This is a genomic window from Dyella flagellata (assembly GCF_030160275.1).
In the GTDB taxonomy this organism is placed as follows: domain Bacteria; phylum Pseudomonadota; class Gammaproteobacteria; order Xanthomonadales; family Rhodanobacteraceae; genus Dyella_B; species Dyella_B flagellata.
In genome coordinates this window covers 169,140-187,992 of the sequence record NZ_BSOA01000003.1, presented here as the reverse complement: position 1 = coordinate 187,992, position 18,853 = coordinate 169,140, and the positions used below count along the sequence as shown (strand labels likewise).

The following is an 18,853-nucleotide window of genomic DNA, read 5'->3' as shown; positions in this document are numbered from 1 at the left end:
AATCTCTGTCACGCCACGTAGGCATGCAACGTCATCACGCAATGCGCACGCCGGCGGTTGATGTCCGCGTGCGTTGCACTTGATGCCCATCCATGCACGTATGCTAGGCAAGTCACCTCCTGCCTTATAGCTACGCTGATGAACCCAAACCTTGCTCTGATCGGGAAGCCTGGCAGCCGGTACCGGCTCAGCACCCCCGCCCTGGTGCTGGACCTGCCTGCTTTGCAGCGCAATATCGCTCGCATGGCGGCGCTGGCAACCAGCCATGGCATCGGTCTCAGGCCTCATGCCAAGAGTCACAAATCGATCGAGATCGCCCGCCTGCAAGCCCAGGCCGGCGTGCGCGGCATTTCGTGCGCAACGCTTGGCGAAGCCGAGGTAATGGTCGAGGCCGGTCTGCCGGGTGTACTGATCACTTCACCCGTGGTCGGCGCTGACAAGCTGCGCCGACTGATCGAATCGGGCCGCAAGGCCGGGCCCGGGCAATTGATGGTGGTCGCCGATCATCCAGGCAATGTCCAGGAGCTGGCAGCACAAGCAAAGCTCCTTGGCTATCGGCTGCCGGTGTTGGTCGACTACCACGCCGGTCTTCATCGCACCGGCGTAACCGATACAGCGGCGGCAGTAGCATTGGCGCAGCAAATCGCCGACAGCGATTCGCTGCTGCTGCAAGGCCTGCAAGCCTATGGCGGGCATCTGCAGCATATCTATGATCCGCAGCAACGAGAGCAGGCTGCTGCCAATCTGTGCAAGGACGTAAAGGCCGTTGTTGCGGCAATCGAAGCGGCCGGCATGCCGCTCAATATCGTCACCGGCGTAGGCACCGGTACGCATGCTTTCGATGCGGCCGCCGGCGTCTTTACCGAGATGCAGCCGGGCTCTTATCTGTTCATGGATTCGGACTATTTGAGAGCGATGAGCGACGCCTCGCATCCGGCACCGTTCGAAACCGCGCTATTCGTGCAGAGCACGGTGGTCAGCGTCAATGCCGATGAGTGGGTCGCCGTCGATGCCGGCCTCAAGAGCCTGGCTACGGACAGCGGCACGCCGGAGGTGGCGTATGGTGTCCAGGGAACGACGCACTATGAATTTTTCGGCGACGAGCATGGCAAGCTGATCGTCGCTACGCCGCATCGTCCAGCGCTAGGCGATCATATCGAGTTCGTTACGTCGCACTGCGATCCCACGGTCAACTTGCATAACTTCTACCATCTGGTCGATGGCGACACGCTGGTGGATATCTGGCCGATCCAGGCGCGGGGACGGATTTAAGTTGGCCCGCGAGTAGGCTGGGATGACGATCCCAGCATCGGGATGCCGTGTGGAACGCTGGGATTAGCATCCCAGCCTACGCGCTGCGTTATCTGAACCGCCAGCCGTCCAGTTCTATCAGCAATTCTTGCCGGCATACGTCGCCGTGCATCAGCAGTACCGGCACGCCAGGCAAACGCCGCTGCAGCATTTCGCGTACACGAGCCGCGTCGACAGCATGACGTACGTAGCCCTTCATTGGCGAATGCGTATCGAATCCAGCCGGCATGTCCGCCGAGGCGAGCAAAGCTTGCAGATTGAGCAGGGTTTCGTCGAGTTGCGCTTCAAGGTCGCCTGCATGCGCCGAAGCGTGGCCGACAACGGCCGCAGTGCCTGAAATCGCCAGAGCATCCCTTGGGGGCATCAGCATGCCGCGCGCAAAGCCCGGCGATGTGCGGCCGTATTGCCGCGGATAACGCCACGCGCTGACCTGGCGCGGATTTTCCACCGCGGCTCCTTCATCCACGCAGGCAAGCAGGTAGACCTGCAGCACTGGCTCGCGGTGGTGATGGCCGATCGCGGTGGCGGCTGGAAATCCGTTCGCGAAGAAATCATCCACGCCCGCCGCGCGTCCATTGCAGAACTGCTTGTAACGCTCGGCATCGCCATCGCCAAGATTGATGTCCGCGATATAGTTCCAGATGCGCAGCACATGACGCTCGTTGCGCGTGCGCATGAAGTGACCCAGTTCGGCATACGCCTGTCGAGCCGCCGCTTCGATGCCGCCCGTCTCGCGCTCATCCAGCTCGATCGCAGCGAACAGCCAGCCGCCACCGGCGGACCAGCGCAACTTGTGCTGGCGGCCACTGACGACCGGGGCGTCGACTTGCCAAACCTCCAGCGGTGCGGGCGCGTCGAAGCACTCCAGGGGCACGCGCAGCCAGCGCGGATCGTCCCAGTCTTCCGTCCCGGCGCCGAAGCCGAAGGCGGCCAGGATGCCGGGTTCGGCCAAGGCCGCCGCAGGCGTCGCCATGCGATAGGTAACGCGGGGAGTACGCGGCAGATCGGGCTGGGCCTGAAGGTTTTCGCTTGCCTGAACCATGCTGGGAAGCAGCAACCGGGGTCGAAAGACCCCTATGTTACACTGGCCGGCCACCTCTCTTGCCCGGGGGCCGTGCCTCCGGAATATCGAAACCCAAGCATGTCCACGCAGACCGCCGCCGAACACGAACTGGCCTCCCTGATCGTGGACGCGCTCAATCTCGAAGCGATCGACCCTGCGGCGATCGATCCCGAAGCCCCGCTATTCGGCGGCGAGCTGGGGCTGGATTCGATCGATGCCCTGGAAATCGCCCTGGCCGTTTCCAAGCGCTACGGCATGCAGCTGCGCTCGGACCATCCGGACAACCAGCGCATCTTCGGCAGCCTGCGCGCGCTTAGCGAACATATTGAACGCGAGCGTACAGCGTAGGCTGGGATGGCAATCCCAGCATCGGGGCGCCGTGTGGAAAGCTGGGATTATCATCCCAGCCTACGCTCAGCCAGAGCCTCATTAAGCCGCCTGACATTTGAAACGTGCATGATCGGCACGGTCCAGACCTCGGCCTAGTAAACGTGGACCTGCCTACTTCCCATCAAGCCAGCCATCGAATGGCGCTTTGCGTAGCGCCGGAGCACCCCTGCCTTCCCGGGCATTTCCCGGGTCGCCCGCTGGTACCTGGCGTGGTTTTGCTCGAGTACGTGGCGCGCGCCTTGCGCGATTGGCGCGGGCAACGCCTGGCGAGTATCCGCGAAGCGAAATTCCTCGCTCCGCTCAATCCCGGCGAAACGGCCGAGCTTGAGCTGGTGGAGCGCGCCGGACAGCTGCGATTCGAGTTGCTGCGCGCCGGCCAAGTCTTGGCTCGGGGCGTGATCGAGGCTGCGGCGTGAGCGGCCATTGGCAGGACCAGCGCGAAGGCGGCAGTCGCTTCTGGCTTGGCGTACTAGTGGCGGCAACCCTGCGTTTCGGGCATGGCTTCATGCGCCGGTTCCTGTATCTCATCAGCTTGTATTACTTTCTGCGCCGTGGTCCCGAGCGGCGTGCCTCGCGCGAATATCTGAGCCGCCTGTTCGGTCGCCGCGCGAGCTTCCGGCAGGTGTTCAAGCATCTTCACTATTTCGCCACCACCATGCTCGATCGCATCTATCTGCTTGCGCATGGCGAGCGCGACTTCGAGTTCGAAGTGACCGGGCTGGAGCAGCTTAAGCACTACCTTGCGCAGGGCAACGGCGTGCTGCTGGTCGGTTCCCACCAGGGTAGTTTCGAAGCGCTGCGTGCGCTGGCGTCGCGCAGTCCCGAGGTGCCGCTGCGGGTCCTGCTGGACAAGCAGAAGACCCCGGCCATCACCGAGCTACTGGAAGCCCTGGCCCCCGAAGTAGGCGAGGCGGTCATCGACGTTTCACAGGGGGGCACCGCCGTTACGCTGGCGATGGCCGAAACCTGCCGCGCCGGTGGGATGGTGGCCTTGCTCGCTGATCGTGGCCGAGCGCACGAAACGCTGCGACGCGTGGACTTTCTTGGCGAACCAGCGCCGTTTCCGATCGGTCCGTGGTTGTTGGCCAGTACGCTGCAAGTGCCGGTGATGCTGTGTTTCGGCTTGTACCGAGGCGGACGTCGTTACGCGCTCAATTTCGAGCTTTTCATGGAGCGGGTGGAGATTCCTCGCGCGACGCGCCATCAGGCGCTGGACGAGATTTTGCGCCATTACGCACAGCGCCTGGAGCACTATGCCCGCCTGGAGCCGTATAACTGGTTCAACTTCTACGACTTCTGGCAACAGGACAGCTTGCTGGCGCAAGCGGTCCCTACGCGTGCTGTGCGCGAGGCATGAGCATGCTGCGGCAAGAAGCGTGGGCAGCACGGATTCCGCATGCCGGTGCCATGGCATTGATCGATACCGTGGTGGATTGGAGCGCCACGGCCATTCATGCGGTAGCTGAGCGACATGCACTGGACGAACATCCCTTGCGTAGTTCCACGGGCTTGCATGCTGTGCATCTTGCCGAATATGGCGCACAAGCCACCGCTGTGCATGGCGCGTTGCTCGGTGAAACAGGTGGACGCGAGGGCCGGCTGGTCAGCCTGCGTGATGTGCGGCTGGCGGTCGAATACGTCGACCTATCGGACGGGCGCTTGGACATCCACGCGCATCGGCTCGCGGCGGATGAACTGGGAGCGCAATACCGGTTCGAGGTCGAACAGCAAGGTCAGTTGCTCGCTTCGGGTCGCGTGACAGTGATGTATGCCACTGGGTTGTAGTCACCTACACCACACGATGCGAGTACGTGTCATCGACGATCAGCGGTGCTGCCCTGGAGCGGCTGTAGCTCGCCCGGATTTGGCCGTAACGGAAAACCTGGCCGGTGGTGTATAGGGCAATCCGCATGAAGTCGCGCAGCGGGTTGAAGTGGCTAAGGCGGAACGAACCTTCGTAACGCGAGGCGATCGGCACCGAGACGATGCCCAGCCCCTTTTGGCGTGAGGCGGCAATCAACACGGCGGCTTCAAAGACGAAATTCTGGGCATCCAGCTCCACCAGCTCCAGCGCGCTGCGTGGATACCAGCGCTGCCCGCTTTGCGTGTCGGCTATCGGTTGTGCGCAGGCCCACGAAATGCCCCAATCCGCGAAGGCGTTCGCACGGCGGCGTGCCTTCGGTTGCTGCTCACGTTGCAATAGGCGCGCACCGATCACGATGTGATCGGGAAAGCGCTTGCCCACGTCGACCAGGCGCGGGATATCTTCGGCCAGGTGCTGACCGTCGCCATCCATCGTGACCACGGCGTCAAAACCTTGCCGCAATGCTGCACGAAAGCCGGTGCGCAAGGCCTCGCCCTTGCCCTGCCGATGATCATGACGCAGCAGCGTAACGGGCAGTGCGCTGACGATCTCCACGGTGCGATCGTCGGAGCCATCGTCGATGACGATGACCGGCACGCCCAAGCGCAGGGCAGATTTCACCACCTTGCCGATCGCCTTCTCCTCGTTGAGGCAGGGAACCAGCACGCACCAACGCAATACACCGTTCACACCTACATCTCCCTTTGTACATGCAAGCCGAGTTGCTCCGAAGCCGCCAGCACGCAGTCGCCGCGTCCGGTCGCCAACATGGCCAGCAGCGGCAATGCCGCCGCGGAAGCGTTGTCGTGCATCCATGCCAGGCATTCGGTGGGCAGCGGCGGATGGCGGGGTGCGGATGCCGTCAGGGCAAGACGCAGTCGATGACCCGCATCCTTGCCAGGCGACAGCACCAGTGCGCAGCCGAAGACCTGCGTGCCGCCGATCAGCTCGCCGAGTGGACCGACGCCGACATCGTCGCTGCAGACCAGCAGCACTGGCCGGTTATCCGCGCAAGCGAGCACGGCAGCTTCCAGCAGGCCGGCACCGAAACTGGCGCTGCCAGCACAGGTGGCGCTGGACGGCGCATGGCAATCGGCGGCGATGGTCCAATAGCCGGCCGCCGCGTTATGCACGGAATTGTGGAAGCGCGTGGGTGAAAGCTCGGTGGGCGTGCGTGCAAGCACGCTGCACATGTAATCGGTGGTGACCTGGTCGCCATAGGCCGAGGCGAACACGCAAGCCAGGCTGCTGGCGGCCCGTCCACTCATCGCCACGGCTTGCGAGGCCGCTTCGATGGCTACGAGCACGCTTTGCGGAGCGCGCCGCCGCTCAATGGGCGACAAGGCCGATGCAGGCGGGCGCGCAGCCCCCGTCGCGGGCATTTCGCCGGCAAGCAGGTCCTGCAAGGCATGGAAGCCGGCCAGTTGTGGCGACCATACGCCGATGCCTTCTATCTGGATCGCCAGCGCATTCATGCGATGTGATCCGCGCGTGCAAAGGCAAGGCAGGCATTGCTGCCGCCAAAACCGAAGGAATGGCTGAGTGCTATCCGCAAAGACCGTGTTTCATTGCGCCATGCAAAGTGCTCGGAACAGGCCGGATCAGGCTCGATAATGCCTGCGTTACCGGGTACGAAGCCCTCGCGCAAGGCCAGCATCGTGATCACCGCTTCGACGATCCCGGCCGCACCCAGGCTGTGGCCGGTGAGGCCTTTGGTGGAGCTCACGCGCGTGCTGGTGGGAAACAGGCGTGCGACGACTGCCGCTTCCATCGCATCGTTCTTCTGGCTCGCCGTGCCATGCAGGTTGATGTAGTCCACCGCGGATGCGGCGATGCCCGCGCGCTCGAAGATGTCGCGCAAGGCCAGCTCCGCGCCGAGGCCCGACGGATCGGGCGTGGACATGTGATGCGCATCGCTCGACTCGCCGCAACCCAGCAGGTGCAGCTCCGCCTGGGGTTGGGATGGTGCGCGTTCCAGCAAGGCGAAGCCGGCGGCTTCGCCAATCGAAATGCCGCGTCTTGCGGCATCGAACGGACGGCACGGCTCCGGCGATACGAGTTCCAGTGCGTTGAAACCGAACAACGTGCTGTCGCATAGCGAATCGACTCCGCCCACGATGGCTGCATCCACCAGCCCAAGGCGAATCAGCCGTTCCGCGCTGGCAAACACTTTCGCACTGGAAGAGCAGGCGGTGGAAACGGTGAGACAGGGGCCTTCGACGCCCAGTGCGGCGGCAACGAACGCGGTAAGCGAATGCGGCGTATGAATGCTCTTGCGGTGCAGGTCGGCGGGCAGGCGTCCGGCTTCGAGACGACGGTAACCTTCCTCGGTAGCCCTGATGCTCGCCGTGGAGGTGCCCAGCAACAAGGCCAAACGCTTGGCTCCATAGCGTTCCCGGGCGGCTTGCACCTTGGCCAGGAAGTCATCCTGGCGCAAGCCCAGCCAGGCCAGGCGGTTGTTGCGACAATCCCACTCGGCTTGGGCGGCCGGCAGCGCAAGCTCTTCCACGCCATCGACGCGCCCGATCCAGCACGGCAACGGGGTGTTGCTGAAGTCGTTGATGCGCAGGCCGCTGCGCTGCCGGCAAAGCGCGTCGAGATGGGCATCCAAGCCTTGGCCCAGTGCAGAAGTTGCGGTATAGGCCGTGACCGCAAGCGGAAGGGTTGTCACACGCATGGCGAGAGCCTAGCCACGGGACAGGGGCTTGCCTAGATGGCTCTCCGGCCCGTGGCGGCTGGCGTTCATTCGCGTAGGCTGGGATGGCAATCCCAGCTTCCCGATGCTGGGATTGCCATCCCAGCCTACGACAGCGGTTTGGTTTGGTTTCGCTCGGAAGGGCTCTTGCTAAGCTTGAGCACCCCACGTGCGAAACGGATAGACGGATGAAAAGCGAGCAGGTCGAAAGAGTCGAAGCTTTCCTGCGCAAGCTCCAGGATGGCATCTGCAAGACGATCGAAGAGGTCGACGGCAACGCACGCTTCATCGAAGATGCGTGGACTCGGCCAGCTGGCGGCGGCGGGCGTACGCGCGTGTTGCGTGAGGGTGCTGTATTCGAGCAGGCCGGAGTGAACTTCTCCCTGGTCCATGGGGACAAGCTGCCGCCCAGTGCGACCGCACATCGACCGGAGCTGTCCGGCGGCGGTTTTATCGCCACCGGCGTGTCGCTGGTGTTGCATCCGCGCAACCCCTATGTGCCCACGACGCACGCCAACGTACGCTATTTCGAAGCACAAAAGGAAGGCGAGCAGCCGGCGTGGTGGTTCGGTGGCGGCTTCGATCTCACGCCGTTCTATCCGTTCGAAGAAGATGTGCGGCATTGGCACACCGTTGCACATGACTTGTGCGCGCCGTTCGGCGCGGACTTCTATCCGCGCTACAAGAAATGGTGCGACGAGTATTTCTACCTCAAGCATCGCGCCGAAACGCGCGGCGTCGGCGGCTTGTTCTACGACGACCTCAACGAAGGCGGATTCGACCAGTGCTTCCAGTTCATGCAGGCGGTGGGGCAGGGTTTTATGGATGCCTATCTGCCGATCGTCGAACGCCGCAAAAACACCCCCTACGGCGAACGCGAACGCGAGTTCCAGCTCTACCGGCGCGGCCGCTACGTGGAATTCAACCTGGTCTACGATCGCGGCACGCTGTTCGGACTGCAGTCCGGTGGCCGGACCGAATCGATCCTGATGAGCCTGCCGCCACGCGTGCGCTTCGAATACGCCTACCAGCCGCAGGAAGGCTCCGCCGAAGCGCGGCTTGCTGAATACCTCAAGCCGCGCGAGTGGCTGTAGCGCTCAGTTCAAGGGCTGGGCGCCGCTGAAACGCACCGGCGTGGCGCCTTTCACGGGGCCGATCTGCGCGCTGTCGCTGACCTCAAGGACCACCTCGCGGTGAAAATCCAGCGTGCCGCGAACGACCGCATGCGGGCCGATGATTACGCGCGGTGGGCGACTGCCAATGCTCCAGCCGTGTTGCTCGTTGACCACGATGCCGCCGTCCACGCGCGCACCTTCACCCAGGGTGATGTCGCCGTTGGTGGTTTCCAGGCCGCCACCGACGTGAGCGCGATCAAGCCGGATGGAGCCGTTGACGTTGGCTACATTGCCGGATACGTCCGCATCGGAGGCTAGCGAAATACCTCCGTTCGTGCTGCTCACATCGCCACGCACCTGGGCACCTTGAGCGAGGGTCTCCGCACCGTTGACCGCGCGTACGCTTGCGGCCTGCGCCTTGGCGCCCAGGTGCACCGAACCGTTCACGGTCTTGGCATCCTGCACGACGGCGCCGTCGCCAATGTTTACCGAGCCATTGACGCTGTGCACGTCTCCGGCGTGTTGACCGGCATCGACCGAAACCGAGCCATTGACCTTGCTGATGTCCTGGGCGGCCGCCGTCAGGGGCAGGAGCAGGGTCAGGGCGAGAGCCAACGTCGTGAAGCGCATGGTGAACCTCCTTGGTGGGTTGGACATAGGATGCCTGGTGCCAGCCCAGGGTTTAGCGTGACTTCCGACAGGGCCGGGAATTGACGCGGTCAGGCACGGCCTGCACCATTCCCTTTCTTGTCTCCGCTTACCTTCGAACCGAAACCATGCACAAGCTAGTCCTGATCCGTCACGGCCAATCCCAATGGAACCTCGAAAACCGCTTCAGCGGCTGGGCTGACGTGGACATCACCGAGCAGGGCGCCGCGGAGGCGCGCGAGTCGGGCGAACTGCTGGTGCAGGCGGGTTATCACTTCGACGTGGCGCATACCTCGGTACTCAAGCGCGCGGTGCGCACGCTGTGGCATGTGCAGGACGCAATGGACCTGATGTGGATACCGGTGCTTACCGACTGGCGCCTCAACGAACGCCACTACGGCGGCCTCACCGGTCTCAACAAGGCCGAAACCGCGGCCAAGTACGGCGAGGACCAGGTGAAGGTCTGGCGCCGCAGCTATGACATTCCACCGCCGCCGCTGCCGCGCGCGGAAAACCCTTCGCTTGAGGACCCGCGCTACACCGGACTCGACCCGAAGCTGATTCCGGACACCGAGTGCCTGAAGGACACCGTCGAGCGCGTGATGCCGTATTGGAATGAAGTGCTGGCGCCTGCCATCCGCAGTGGCCAGCGCGTGCTGCTGGTGGCGCACGGCAATTCGATCCGCGCGCTGGTGAAGTACCTCGACCAGATTTCCGACGAGGAAATCGTCGAGTTGAACATTCCCAACGGCGTGCCGCTGGTGTACGAGTTCGACGAACAGCTCAAGCCGCTGCGCCACTACTACCTGGGCGACGCGGATGCGATCGCTGCCAAGATGGCCGCCGTGGCCAACCAGGGCAAGGCCAAGTAGGCATTCGTCGCGGGCAAAGCGCATGACGGGTGTCAATCGCCTGTCATCGAAGCGGCTGCTAATCTGCGCGGGACTCCTTGGTTGGCAGACCTCATGGAACCCCATTTCAGCATGCCGCTGGTCCTGATCCCGGTGATCGCGTTCGCCGTATGGCGGCGAGTGCGCAGGCAGTTTGGCCCGCAGCCGATCCGGCGTACACGAATGATCCTGCGCATCGCGATCCTCGCCGCGATTGCCGGCCTCATCACGCTAGCCGTCATGCACGACCTGCGGCTGCTGGAGGGCCTGGCCGGCGGAGTGTTGGCCGGCGCCGCACTGGGCTTGCTCGGGCTTCGCCTCAGCCGGTTCGAGGTGCACCCGGTGAAAGGCGACTGCTATGTGCCCAATCCTTACATCGGCGCCCTCGTCACCGCCTTGTTGCTGGCACGCCTGGTATGGCGCTTCGCCATGCTAGGGCCGGCGATGCAGGACCCGACCGGCGCCACACAGCCCCTCCACGGCCCCGGCATCGGCCAGAGTCCGCTGACCCTGCTCACGTTTGGCCTGGTCGTGGGTTATTACGTCTGCTACTACGGCGGGCTGCTGGTCCATCACCAGCGCATCGTGCGCAACCGGCCCGAGCTGCGCGACCCGGCCTGACTACAGGGCGTCGTGGTCCAGCTCGCCGGTGCGGATGCGGACCACCTGCTCCAGGTTGCTGACAAAGATCTTGCCGTCGCCGATCTTGCCGGTGCGGGCCGACTGCGTGATGGCTTCCACCACGCGTTCGAGCTGGTCGTCGTCCACCGCCACTTCCACCTTGATCTTGGGCAGGAAATCGACCACGTACTCGGCGCCGCGGTAAAGTTCGGTATGGCCCTTCTGCCGGCCAAAGCCCTTGACCTCGGTCACGGTGATGCCTTGCACGCCTACTTCGGCGAGGGCTTCCCGGACGTCGTCCAGCTTGAACGGTTTGATGACAGCTACCACCAATTTCATGGAATTTTCCTTTGGCAGGCCCGCTCGGGCCCGGTTACGCGGTGCGCAGGATAGCCATTCTGCCCCGCCGAGGGCAGTCCGGACTGCCTTGTAGGAAAATGCCTACACGTTTTGACGGAGCACACCGATGGCGCGGCTTTTCCCCTTCTTCATAAACTACTCCCCGACGAGTTCGAGGTGCCTACCATGATGGGCAGGCAGGATATCGACCAGATTGCCCTGCGACTAGTTTCGTTGGTTCCGCCAGGGATGGTGGACGCGCATAAGGATTTGCGCGCCAATTTCCACGATGTCCTGGCGCAGGGACTGCGCCATCTCGAGCTGGTTACCCGCGAGGAATTCGAAGTTCAGACCCAGGTATTGGCGCGTACCCGCGCCAGGGTCGAGGAACTCGAAAAACGCGTGGCGGAACTGGAAGCCGCCGTCTCATCCCGCGGGGTCTAATCCAGTTCCGGTAGCCGTCCCCGATTCGTCACCATCACCCCAAGGAATCGGGGGCGGCCGTTTTCGTCCTCATTTTGCGCAGATGCCATGGAGTCGCTCGATGGGCCGATCAATCAGCGACTCCGTTTGCATGGGTGGCCCATGAGCCTGGCCGTTACCCTAAGCCGTGCCCAGGAAGGGGTCGCCGCACCGCAGGTGATGGTGGAAGTGCATCTTTCCGGCGGCCTGCCCAGCACCCACATCGTGGGCCTCCCCGAGGCGGCCGTGCGCGAGGCGCGCGACCGGGTGCGCGTGGCCATCCAGAGCGCTGCGTTCGAATACCCCAACCGCAAGGTCACGGTGAACCTCGCCCCGGCGGAGCTGCCCAAGGACGGCGGCCGTTTCGACTTGGCCATCGCCTTGGGCATCCTGGCGGCGGGCAACCAGGTTCCGCGCGAAAAGCTCGACGACTGCGAATTCCTGGGCGAACTGGCGCTTTCCGGCCAGCTGCGCCCCGTCTCCGGCGTGCTGCCCGCCTTGCTGCGGGCCAGGGCGCGCGGGCGGCGGGTAGTGGTGCCGCGCGCGAACGCGGACGAAGCCGCCTTGATTCCCGAAGTCGACGTGCGCGTGGCGGACACGCTTTCCGACGTTTGCGGCTGGTTGCGTGGCTCGCATGAGCTGGCGCAGCCGGCGATGGCGCTAAGCCTGGCGCCCGACAACGATGGCGGCCCGGATCTCATCGACGTACGTGGCCAGTTGCAGGCCCGCCGAGCCCTGGAAATCGCCGCGGTAGGTGGTCATCACCTGCTGCTGGTGGGGCCGCCTGGCACCGGCAAGACCATGCTGGCCGAGCGCCTGCCCGGCATCCTGCCACCGTTGAGTGAATCCGAGGCGCTGGAAACCTGCGCCGTGCTGTCGGTGGCGGGCCAGACGGTGGACCCGGCGCATTGGCGCCGCCGTCCGTTCCGGGCGCCGCATCACACTGCCTCGGCGGTCGCCCTGGTGGGCGGCAGCTCGCAGCCTCGGCCCGGCGAAATCTCGCTTGCGCACAACGGCGTGCTGTTTCTCGACGAGCTGCCCGAATTCAGCCGGCACGTCCTGGAAGTCCTGCGCGAACCCCTGGAATCGGGGCATATCCTGATCTCGCGTGCGGCGCGACAGCTACGTTTTCCGGCGCAATTCCAGCTGGTCGCGGCCATGAATCCATGTCCCTGCGGCTATGCGGGTGAAAGCAACCAGCGTTGCCGCTGCACGCCCGACCAGGTCCAGCGTTACCGCTCGCGTATTTCCGGTCCGCTGCTCGACCGCATCGACTTGTGCGTAGACGTGCCCACCGTGCCTCTGAGTGAATTGAGCGCGCAGCGCACTACGCACGACGAAGATTCGGCCACGGTGCGCCAGCGCGTGGTGCGTGCGCGCAATCATGCCTTGGCGCGCGCCGGCCAGCCAAATGCGGAGATCAGCAACCGCGAGCTGGAGCGAGATTGCGCGCTGGGGCCGGCGGAGCGCAAATGGTTCGACGCGGCGCTGGAAAAGCTCGGCCTTTCGGCACGGGCCTATCATCGCACCCTGCGTGTGGCGCGCACGATTGCCGATCTGGATAACGGTGCGGCTGCACTGGATAAGCATCACCTGGCCGAGGCATTGCAGTACCGGCGCTTGTCGATGCTGTCCGAGTAGCCACGCGCAAAGCTGGGATTGTCATCCCTCTACGTCCCTGATGGTTTGCGTCGCTGATCGATCGAGGGCTGGATTGATCGGTACAGCTGTGTGGAACGATGTCAGTTTGTAATGCATGGATGACCCTGGGAGATCGAGCATGCAATGGGGAGAAGCCTTGAAAGCCGCACCTTTCGTACGGCTATCAAGATTGAGCGTCGGCGGGGTAGCGGGCTGCATCATTGGCATGGCCACCCATATCCATCTGGACGGCTCCGCGCGGGACGATGCGCTTTTGTGGAATTTGCTGGCGCTGCTGTTGATTTGCCTGGTATTTGCGTGCACCTTCCTGCCCATTTCATGGGACGGCGCCAATCGCATCCAGCGGGGACAGCCGCTGATGCCATCGCAGCAAATGTATAAGCGGATGATCTTGTATTTCGTTGCGTCGTCCTTGGTCGCTAGCTTGATTTTCTATTATGTGTTTTAGCGCGTAGGCACCCTCGCCCCGCAGGGAGAGGGTGCATGGTGCTCATCACGCCGCTGATGCGCGGTGAAACTGTGCCTCTTCGGTCGAACCTTTCAGGGCTACCGTCGAAGACTTGCCCTGCTGAATCGCCTGCGTCACCGCATCGAAGTAGCCGGTGCCCACTTCGCGCTGGTGCTTCACTGCGCTGAAGCCTAGTTCCGCCGCCGCGAATTCCTTCTCCTGCAACTCCACGAAGGCGCTCATCTGGCGGTGCGCATAGCCCTGCGCCAATTCGAACATGCCGTAGTTCAGGCTATGGAAGCCGGCGAGCGTGATGAACTGGAACTTGTAGCCCATCGCGCCGAGTTCTCGCTGGAACTTGGCGATGGTGGCGTCGTCCAGGTTGCGTTTCCAGTTGAAGCTGGGCGAGCAGTTATAGGCCAGCAGCTTGCCCGGGAACTTCGCATGGATCGCTTCGGCGAACTGGCGCGCCTGCTCCAGGTTCGGCTTGCTGGTCTCGCACCAGACCAGGTCGGCATACGGTGCATAAGCGAGGCCGCGGCTGATCGCCTGTTCCAGGCCCGGACGCACACGGAAGAAACCTTCCAGCGTGCGCTCGCCGGTGGTGAAGGGCTTATCGTTGTCGTCGATGTCCGAAGTGAGCAGGTCGGCGGCATCTGCATCGGTGCGCGCCACCAGCAAGGTCGGCACGCCAAGCACGTCGGCGGCGAGGCGTGCGGCATTCAATTTCTCCACCGCTTCGCGGGTAGGCACCAAGACCTTGCCGCCCATGTGGCCGCACTTCTTTACTGAAGCGAGCTGATCCTCGAAGTGCACGCCGGCCGCGCCGGCCTCGATCATTGCCTTCATCAACTCGAAGGCGTTGAGCACGCCGCCGAAGCCGGCCTCCGCATCGGCCACGATCGGCGCCATCCAGTCGATGTCGTCCTTGCCTTCGGCATGATGCAACTGGTCGGCGCGCAACAAGGTGTTATTGATGCGCTTGACCACCAGCGGCACCGAATTGGCCGGATAAAGCGACTGGTCGGGATACATCTCGCCAGCCACGTTGGCATCGGCGGCGACTTGCCAGCCGCTCAGGTAGATGGCTTGCAGGCCGGCTTTCACCTGCTGCATCGCCTGGTTGCCGGTCAGCGCGCCGAGCGCATTGACGAACGGCTCTTTCTGCAGCGATTTCCACAGGCGCTCCGCGCCGCGGCGCGCCAGCGAATGTTCGACCGCTACCGTGCCGCGCAGGCGCGCGACGTCTTCGGCGGTGTAGCTGCGCTGGATGCCATTCCAGCGCGAATTGTTTTTCCAATCGAGGGCAATCTGTTCGGCAGTCGGCAAGTGGGTTTTCATGGCGCGTGCTCCTTTTTTGTTGTGCGCGCGATCAAGCGAGCTGTTCGTAAGCGGGAAGGGTGAGGAAGTTGCCGAGTTCATCGTCGTGGGTGAGTTCGGCAAGCAGGCGAGCGGCATCGGCGGCGCGGCGTGCGCCGGGCAGCGTGCTCCCTTGCAGGCGATGTGCGTGCGTGGCGAGGGCGTGATCGAACAGCGCGAAATCGATCGGCGCGTGGTCGGTGAATTCCAGGCTGCCGTGATGCAGCCACTGCCACAGCTGCGAGCGGGCGATTTCGGCGGTGGCCGCATCCTCCATCAGGTTATGGATCGGTACGCAGCCCAGGCCTTCCAGCCAGGCGGCGGTATAGCGCAATGCCACTTCCACGTTGTTGTCGAAGCCGGCGCGGGTGATGGTGCCGCCGCAAGGCGCGATCAGCGTGTCGCGGTCTGCTTGCACGTCGTCGCGCTTGACGTGGAGCTGGTTCGGCGTCGGCATGTGGCGATCGAAGATTTCCATCGCCACGGCTACCAGCGCGGGATGCGCCACCCAGGTGCCATCGTGGCCGGCCTGCACTTCGCGCAACTTGTCGGCGCGCACCTTGGCCATCGCCTGTTCGTTCGCTTCCTCGTCGTTCTTGATCGGAATCTGTGCTGCCATGCCACCCATGGCGAACGCGCCGCGGCGATGGCAGGTCTGAATCAGCAGTTCCGAATACGCCTTCAGGAACGGCACCGTCATCAGCACCTGGCCGCGGTCAGGCAGCAAGCGGTCGCGGTGGCCGCGGAAGGTCTTCAGGTAGGAAAAGATGTAGTCCCAGCGGCCGCAGTTGAGCCCGACCACGCGCTCGCGCAGCGCATGCAGGATCTCGTGCATCTGGAACACCGCCGGCAGCGTTTCGATCAGCACGGTGGCTTTCATGCAGCCGTATGGCAGGTCGAGTTCGTCCTCGGCCAGCGCCATCACTTCATTCCATAGCGCCGCCTCTTCCATCGCTTCCAGCTTGGGCAGGTAGAAGTACGGGCCGCGCTCGCGCGCATGCAGTTTGCGCGCGTTGTGGAAGGCGAACAGGCCGAAGTCGACCAGGGCGCCGGCGATGGGTTCGCCGTAAACAGTGATGTGCCGTTCGGGCAGATGCCAGCCGCGCGGGCGGATCACCAGCACCGCCGGATTGGCGCCCACGCGATAGTGCTTGCCCTCGGGGGCGCGGTATTCCAGCGTGCCGTCCACCGCGTCGCGCAGGTTGAGCTGGCCATCCAGCTGGTTGGCGAAGCTGGGCGCGGAGGAGTCCTCGAAGTCGGCCATGAACACCTTCGCGCCCGAGTTCAGCGCGTTGATGATCATCTTGCGTTCGACCGGCCCGGTGATCTCCACCCGCCGATCCTGCAAGGCGGTGGGAATCGGGGCTACGGTCCAGTCACCCTGGCGGATGTCCTGGGTGTCGGGCCGGAAATCCGGCAAGACTCCGGCGTCGTAACAGGCCTGGCGCTGGCGCCGTGCCTCCAGCAACTGCCGGCGTCGCGGTTCCGCAAAGCGGTGCAGGCGGGCCAGGAAGGCCAGGGCCTCGGGGGTAAGAAGGTCCTCGTAACCGGTAGTGTCCGCTTGGATCTCGATCGGCCGGCTGACGAGTTTTTCGCTGGGTACTGCCATGGGCTGCTTCTCCACCTTGGGTTGATCGGGTGCGATGGAAAGCTAGGCCAGCGAGGTAAGATTTGACAAAGCAAATGTTTCAATTTTAGATATTCAAATTGTCAATACATAGCATAAGCTATTGAAGAAGCTGTCATCCTGGGGCCTGTCTGGAGGCCGAACATGGCAAAAAAGCTAGCATCCGGCAGCGTGAAGCGCGCGCCAAGGCGCAAGGCTGCCACCCCGAAAGCAGACGGCGGCCGGTACTACTACAAGGGCAATCGCCTTAAGCAGATGCGCGCCTTCGTCACCACGGTAAAGCTAGGCACGCTCAGTCGTGCCGCCGAGGCGCTGTACCTGTCCCAGCCCTCGATCAGCCTGCAGTTGCAGGCGCTGGAGCGGGAGCTGGGGGTGGAGCTGCTGCGTCGCAGCCGCCGGCGCATCAATCTCACCGACGCCGGTGAAGCGCTGTACGAACTGGCGCGCCCCCTGGTGGAGGGCTGGGAAAACCTCGATCGCCAGTTCCATGCGAAGGTGAAAGGCATGCACGCGGGCAAGCTGACGGTGGCGGCCGGCACGTCCACCATCCAGTACCTGCTGCCTGGCCTGGTGCGGCAGTATCGCGAACGCTACCCCGAAGTGCAGTTACAGCTGGCCAACGTCACCGGCAAGGATGGCCTGGCGTTGTTGCGCGCGGACGAGGCCGACTTCGCCGTGGGCTCGATGCTCGACGTGCCCAACGACATCGCCTGGGCGCCGGTCTATCACTACGACCCTCTGTTGATCACGCCGCTGGATCACCCGCTCGCGCATCGGCAGAACGTGCTGCTGGAAGATCTGTCGCCATATGGCCTGATCCTGCCGCCGCAACGCCTTTCCACCTACCGGCTGGTGGACCTGGTGTTCCAGCAGCGGCAAGTGCCTTATCACGTCGCCATCGAAGTCGGCGGATGGGAAGTAATCAAGGAGTATGTGGCGATGGGGATGGGTATCTCCATCGTCACCAGCATCTGCATCACCGAGGCGGATCGCCAACGCTTGGCGGTGCGCAACATGCGCCAGTACTTCCCGCCGCGCAGCTATGGCGTGGCGATGCGCAAGGGTAAGTTCCTGAGCAAGGAGGCGCAGGCCTTCATCGACCTGATCCGTCCCGGCCTGCTGACCCATCGCGATTACGACGAGTCGGGGCATTCGGAGCGTTGAGCACCACTGACCATGGGCACTTGGCGTCCTGTTCGAGCGCAGGCCACGATGGCCGGCACATCGAGAGAGGGTGTCCATCATGCAACTTCGCAAATCCATTCTTGCCGGCACGCTGATGCTGTGCTCATGGGTTCCCTGTCACGCCGCCGACCAGGCTTCTCAGGTCATGGAACCCGTGCATAAGTTTTTCGATGCCCTGGGGCGTCAGGACAAGAACGCCATGCTCACCGTGGCGGCGCCGCATATCGAAATCACCAGCATGCACCAAGGCGAACTACACCGATTGAGTATCGATGCCCTGGCCGATGCCATTGCAGCACATCGAGGCGGAACCATCGCCGAGCACATCGATCATCCACGGGTGCAAGTGGATCATGATCTTGCCGTGGTGTGGGCGCCTTACAAGTTCACGGTAGATGGGCACGTGCATCATTGCGGCACCGACGTCATAACGCTTGGCTATACCGACAACCGCTGGCTCATCATCGGTTTGTCCGACAACGAAAGAAAAGAAAATTGCCCATGACCGTCCCTATATACTGATAAGCCGAGCGACGCTCGGGACAAATGTGATGGATCAAAGGCCATAGGGGGCATTATGAAAAGGTATTTTCTGCTGTTAGGTATGACGGTGGCTCTCACTGCGTGCGTTACGAACATCAAGCCGGACGTGACCCAAAACCCGCCGCCGTCAGAGCGGCTCGCGAACTTCCAGCACTTCAAGCTGCTTCCGTTGACCGCTTCGGCCGATGCGAAGGGTAATGCCGAGGCGTTGCAGAAGATCGAGGGTAATCTGCAAACCAAGCTTCAGCCGGTGATCTCCGGCTGGGATTCCCAGGGCACCGATGGGCGCACCCTGCAAATCGAACCGGTCGTAACGCAGTTGAAGTTCGTTACTACCGCTGGTCGCATTTGGGGCGGAGCGTTCGCGGGAAGTTCGGCGGTCGTAATGAAGCTGCGGCTGGTCGATGCCTCGACCGGAAAAGTCGTGGCCGATCCGGAGTTCTACCAGCGTGCCGCTGCGATGGGCGGGGCGTACAGTTTTGGGGGAAGCGACGTGGGCATGCTCGATCGCATTGCTACTGTTTCCCAGGAGTATCTGCAGCACAATTACCAGCAGGCCGTGGGTGGGCCGACTGGATTGGCCGCAGAGGCGAAATAGCCGGCTCGATCGAGGGCGGTTGTGGAGATGAAG

22 protein-coding genes are annotated in these 18,853 nt (G+C 63.3%); 14 read left to right on the top strand and 8 right to left on the bottom strand.

The window, feature by feature from the left end:
* Window positions 1–138: 138 nt before the first annotated feature.
* A complete protein-coding gene (locus tag QQJ96_RS02345) occupies window positions 139–1,272 on the top strand; it encodes a DSD1 family PLP-dependent enzyme (RefSeq protein ID WP_284330327.1) in 1,134 nt (377 codons plus the stop codon).
* 88 nt (window positions 1,273–1,360) lie between these two features.
* Here QQJ96_RS02345 and QQJ96_RS02340 read toward each other — a convergent pair whose 3' ends face one another.
* A complete protein-coding gene (locus QQJ96_RS02340) occupies window positions 1,361–2,353 on the bottom strand; it encodes a chorismate transformation FkbO/Hyg5 family protein (protein ID WP_284330326.1) in 993 nt (330 codons plus the stop codon).
* 99 nt (window positions 2,354–2,452) lie between these two features.
* Here QQJ96_RS02340 and QQJ96_RS02335 point away from each other — a divergent pair, with 99 nt between their 5' ends.
* The 4 genes from QQJ96_RS02335 (at window position 2,453) to QQJ96_RS02320 (ending at window position 4,549) form a co-directional block, all read left to right on the top strand.
* Window positions 2,453–2,722, top strand: coding sequence for a phosphopantetheine-binding protein (locus QQJ96_RS02335; protein ID WP_284330325.1), 270 nt, complete (start codon window positions 2,453–2,455; stop codon window positions 2,720–2,722).
* Window positions 2,723–2,826: 104 nt separating this feature from the next.
* The gene (locus QQJ96_RS23640) at window positions 2,827–3,180 is read left to right on the top strand and encodes an ApeI family dehydratase (RefSeq protein ID WP_486599107.1); all 354 of its coding nucleotides are present in this window, start codon (window positions 2,827–2,829) and stop codon (window positions 3,178–3,180) included.
* Window positions 3,177–4,121, top strand: a complete 945-nt coding sequence (locus QQJ96_RS02325) for a lysophospholipid acyltransferase family protein (protein WP_284330323.1) — start codon at window positions 3,177–3,179, stop codon at window positions 4,119–4,121. Before QQJ96_RS23640 ends, QQJ96_RS02325 begins: the two co-directional genes overlap by 4 nt.
* Before the next feature lie 2 nt (window positions 4,122–4,123).
* Window positions 4,124–4,549, top strand: a complete 426-nt coding sequence (locus QQJ96_RS02320; RefSeq protein WP_284330322.1) for a hotdog family protein — start codon at window positions 4,124–4,126, stop codon at window positions 4,547–4,549.
* 4 nt (window positions 4,550–4,553) lie between these two features.
* Here the strand turns inward: QQJ96_RS02320 and QQJ96_RS02315 are convergent, their stop codons facing one another.
* Genes QQJ96_RS02315 through QQJ96_RS02305 form a run of 3 tightly spaced genes read right to left on the bottom strand, consistent with a single transcriptional unit; the run spans window position 4,554 to window position 7,305 of the window.
* Entirely contained in the window at window positions 4,554–5,318 is a 765-nt protein-coding gene (locus tag QQJ96_RS02315; protein WP_284330321.1) for a glycosyltransferase family 2 protein, read from the bottom strand.
* A 2-nt stretch (window positions 5,319–5,320) separates the two neighbouring features.
* Window positions 5,321–6,103, bottom strand: coding sequence for a beta-ketoacyl synthase chain length factor (locus tag QQJ96_RS02310; RefSeq protein ID WP_284330320.1), 783 nt, complete (start codon window positions 6,101–6,103; stop codon window positions 5,321–5,323).
* Window positions 6,100–7,305, bottom strand: coding sequence for a beta-ketoacyl-[acyl-carrier-protein] synthase family protein (locus QQJ96_RS02305; RefSeq protein WP_284330319.1), 1,206 nt, complete (start codon window positions 7,303–7,305; stop codon window positions 6,100–6,102). The genes QQJ96_RS02310 and QQJ96_RS02305 overlap by 4 nt, the downstream gene beginning before the upstream one ends.
* Window positions 7,306–7,511: 206 nt before the next feature.
* On the opposite strand from QQJ96_RS02305, the gene hemF reads away from it, so the two are divergent.
* Entirely contained in the window at window positions 7,512–8,417 is a 906-nt protein-coding gene (gene hemF / locus QQJ96_RS02300) for an oxygen-dependent coproporphyrinogen oxidase (RefSeq protein ID WP_284330318.1), read from the top strand.
* A gap of 3 nt (window positions 8,418–8,420) precedes the next feature.
* Here hemF and QQJ96_RS02295 read toward each other — a convergent pair whose 3' ends face one another.
* A complete protein-coding gene (locus QQJ96_RS02295) occupies window positions 8,421–9,068 on the bottom strand; it encodes a DUF4097 family beta strand repeat-containing protein (protein ID WP_284330317.1) in 648 nt (215 codons plus the stop codon).
* Window positions 9,069–9,214: 146 nt separating this feature from the next.
* Here QQJ96_RS02295 and gpmA point away from each other — a divergent pair, with 146 nt between their 5' ends.
* Complete coding sequence (gene gpmA / locus QQJ96_RS02290; RefSeq protein WP_284330316.1) at window positions 9,215–9,958, top strand: 2,3-diphosphoglycerate-dependent phosphoglycerate mutase; 744 nt, start codon at window positions 9,215–9,217, stop codon at window positions 9,956–9,958.
* A 93-nt stretch (window positions 9,959–10,051) separates the two neighbouring features.
* Window positions 10,052–10,597: a CcdC protein domain-containing protein gene (locus tag QQJ96_RS02285; protein WP_284330315.1), complete on the top strand. Its 546-nt coding sequence runs from the start codon at window positions 10,052–10,054 to the stop codon at window positions 10,595–10,597.
* On the opposite strand, the gene glnK is transcribed toward QQJ96_RS02285, so the two are convergent.
* Entirely contained in the window at window positions 10,598–10,936 is a 339-nt protein-coding gene (gene glnK / locus QQJ96_RS02280) for a P-II family nitrogen regulator (RefSeq protein WP_284330314.1), read from the bottom strand.
* A gap of 186 nt (window positions 10,937–11,122) precedes the next feature.
* Between glnK and QQJ96_RS02275 the strand changes: the two genes are divergently transcribed.
* The 3 genes from QQJ96_RS02275 (at window position 11,123) to QQJ96_RS02265 (ending at window position 13,508) form a co-directional block, all read left to right on the top strand.
* Window positions 11,123–11,380: an accessory factor UbiK family protein gene (locus QQJ96_RS02275; protein WP_284330313.1), complete on the top strand. Its 258-nt coding sequence runs from the start codon at window positions 11,123–11,125 to the stop codon at window positions 11,378–11,380.
* Window positions 11,381–11,521: 141 nt separating this feature from the next.
* Window positions 11,522–13,039 carry a YifB family Mg chelatase-like AAA ATPase gene (locus QQJ96_RS02270; RefSeq protein WP_284330311.1) on the top strand — a complete coding sequence of 506 codons (1,518 nt, stop codon included), beginning with the start codon at window positions 11,522–11,524 and terminating at the stop codon, window positions 13,037–13,039.
* A gap of 139 nt (window positions 13,040–13,178) precedes the next feature.
* The gene (locus QQJ96_RS02265; protein ID WP_284330310.1) at window positions 13,179–13,508 is read left to right on the top strand and encodes a hypothetical protein; all 330 of its coding nucleotides are present in this window, start codon (window positions 13,179–13,181) and stop codon (window positions 13,506–13,508) included.
* A gap of 45 nt (window positions 13,509–13,553) precedes the next feature.
* Here QQJ96_RS02265 and aceA read toward each other — a convergent pair whose 3' ends face one another.
* Both aceA and aceB read right to left on the bottom strand, forming a co-directional pair.
* Window positions 13,554–14,849: an isocitrate lyase gene (gene aceA, locus QQJ96_RS02260; RefSeq protein WP_284330308.1), complete on the bottom strand. Its 1,296-nt coding sequence runs from the start codon at window positions 14,847–14,849 to the stop codon at window positions 13,554–13,556.
* A 31-nt stretch (window positions 14,850–14,880) separates the two neighbouring features.
* Window positions 14,881–16,476, bottom strand: coding sequence for a malate synthase A (gene aceB / locus QQJ96_RS02255; protein WP_284330306.1), 1,596 nt, complete (start codon window positions 16,474–16,476; stop codon window positions 14,881–14,883).
* 273 nt (window positions 16,477–16,749) lie between these two features.
* Here aceB and QQJ96_RS02250 point away from each other — a divergent pair, with 273 nt between their 5' ends.
* The 3 genes from QQJ96_RS02250 (at window position 16,750) to QQJ96_RS02240 (ending at window position 18,820) form a co-directional block, all read left to right on the top strand.
* Window positions 16,750–17,658 carry a LysR family transcriptional regulator gene (locus QQJ96_RS02250; RefSeq protein WP_284330752.1) on the top strand — a complete coding sequence of 303 codons (909 nt, stop codon included), beginning with the start codon at window positions 16,750–16,752 and terminating at the stop codon, window positions 17,656–17,658.
* A gap of 79 nt (window positions 17,659–17,737) precedes the next feature.
* Window positions 17,738–18,184: a nuclear transport factor 2 family protein gene (locus QQJ96_RS02245; RefSeq protein ID WP_284330305.1), complete on the top strand. Its 447-nt coding sequence runs from the start codon at window positions 17,738–17,740 to the stop codon at window positions 18,182–18,184.
* A 72-nt stretch (window positions 18,185–18,256) separates the two neighbouring features.
* On the top strand, window positions 18,257–18,820 hold the full coding sequence (locus QQJ96_RS02240) for a hypothetical protein (protein WP_284330304.1): 564 nt from the start codon (window positions 18,257–18,259) through the stop codon (window positions 18,818–18,820).
* The last annotated feature ends 33 nt before the right edge of the window (window positions 18,821–18,853 follow it).

What these genes read in the sequence shown, in the direction of transcription:
- QQJ96_RS02345 (WP_284330327.1), top strand. Translation starts at nt 139, where the DNA reads ATGAACCCAAACCTTGCTCTGATCGGGAAGCCTGGCAGCCGGTACCGG.
- glnK (WP_284330314.1), bottom strand. Translation starts at nt 10,936, where the DNA reads ATGAAATTGGTGGTAGCTGTCATCAAACCGTTCAAGCTGGACGACGTC.
- hemF (WP_284330318.1), top strand. Translation starts at nt 7,512, where the DNA reads ATGAAAAGCGAGCAGGTCGAAAGAGTCGAAGCTTTCCTGCGCAAGCTC.
- aceB (WP_284330306.1), bottom strand. Translation starts at nt 16,476, where the DNA reads ATGGCAGTACCCAGCGAAAAACTCGTCAGCCGGCCGATCGAGATCCAA.
- QQJ96_RS02310 (WP_284330320.1), bottom strand. Translation starts at nt 6,103, where the DNA reads ATGAATGCGCTGGCGATCCAGATAGAAGGCATCGGCGTATGGTCGCCA.
- aceA (WP_284330308.1), bottom strand. Translation starts at nt 14,849, where the DNA reads ATGAAAACCCACTTGCCGACTGCCGAACAGATTGCCCTCGATTGGAAA.
- QQJ96_RS02275 (WP_284330313.1), top strand. Translation starts at nt 11,123, where the DNA reads ATGATGGGCAGGCAGGATATCGACCAGATTGCCCTGCGACTAGTTTCG.
- QQJ96_RS02245 (WP_284330305.1), top strand. Translation starts at nt 17,738, where the DNA reads ATGCAACTTCGCAAATCCATTCTTGCCGGCACGCTGATGCTGTGCTCA.
- QQJ96_RS02295 (WP_284330317.1), bottom strand. Translation starts at nt 9,068, where the DNA reads ATGCGCTTCACGACGTTGGCTCTCGCCCTGACCCTGCTCCTGCCCCTG.
- QQJ96_RS02240 (WP_284330304.1), top strand. Translation starts at nt 18,257, where the DNA reads ATGAAAAGGTATTTTCTGCTGTTAGGTATGACGGTGGCTCTCACTGCG.
- QQJ96_RS02265 (WP_284330310.1), top strand. Translation starts at nt 13,179, where the DNA reads ATGCAATGGGGAGAAGCCTTGAAAGCCGCACCTTTCGTACGGCTATCA.
- gpmA (WP_284330316.1), top strand. Translation starts at nt 9,215, where the DNA reads ATGCACAAGCTAGTCCTGATCCGTCACGGCCAATCCCAATGGAACCTC.
- QQJ96_RS02320 (WP_284330322.1), top strand. Translation starts at nt 4,124, where the DNA reads ATGCTGCGGCAAGAAGCGTGGGCAGCACGGATTCCGCATGCCGGTGCC.
- QQJ96_RS02285 (WP_284330315.1), top strand. Translation starts at nt 10,052, where the DNA reads ATGGAACCCCATTTCAGCATGCCGCTGGTCCTGATCCCGGTGATCGCG.
- QQJ96_RS02305 (WP_284330319.1), bottom strand. Translation starts at nt 7,305, where the DNA reads ATGCGTGTGACAACCCTTCCGCTTGCGGTCACGGCCTATACCGCAACT.
- QQJ96_RS02335 (WP_284330325.1), top strand. Translation starts at nt 2,453, where the DNA reads ATGTCCACGCAGACCGCCGCCGAACACGAACTGGCCTCCCTGATCGTG.
- QQJ96_RS02340 (WP_284330326.1), bottom strand. Translation starts at nt 2,353, where the DNA reads ATGGTTCAGGCAAGCGAAAACCTTCAGGCCCAGCCCGATCTGCCGCGT.
- QQJ96_RS02270 (WP_284330311.1), top strand. Translation starts at nt 11,522, where the DNA reads ATGAGCCTGGCCGTTACCCTAAGCCGTGCCCAGGAAGGGGTCGCCGCA.
- QQJ96_RS02250 (WP_284330752.1), top strand. Translation starts at nt 16,750, where the DNA reads ATGCGCGCCTTCGTCACCACGGTAAAGCTAGGCACGCTCAGTCGTGCC.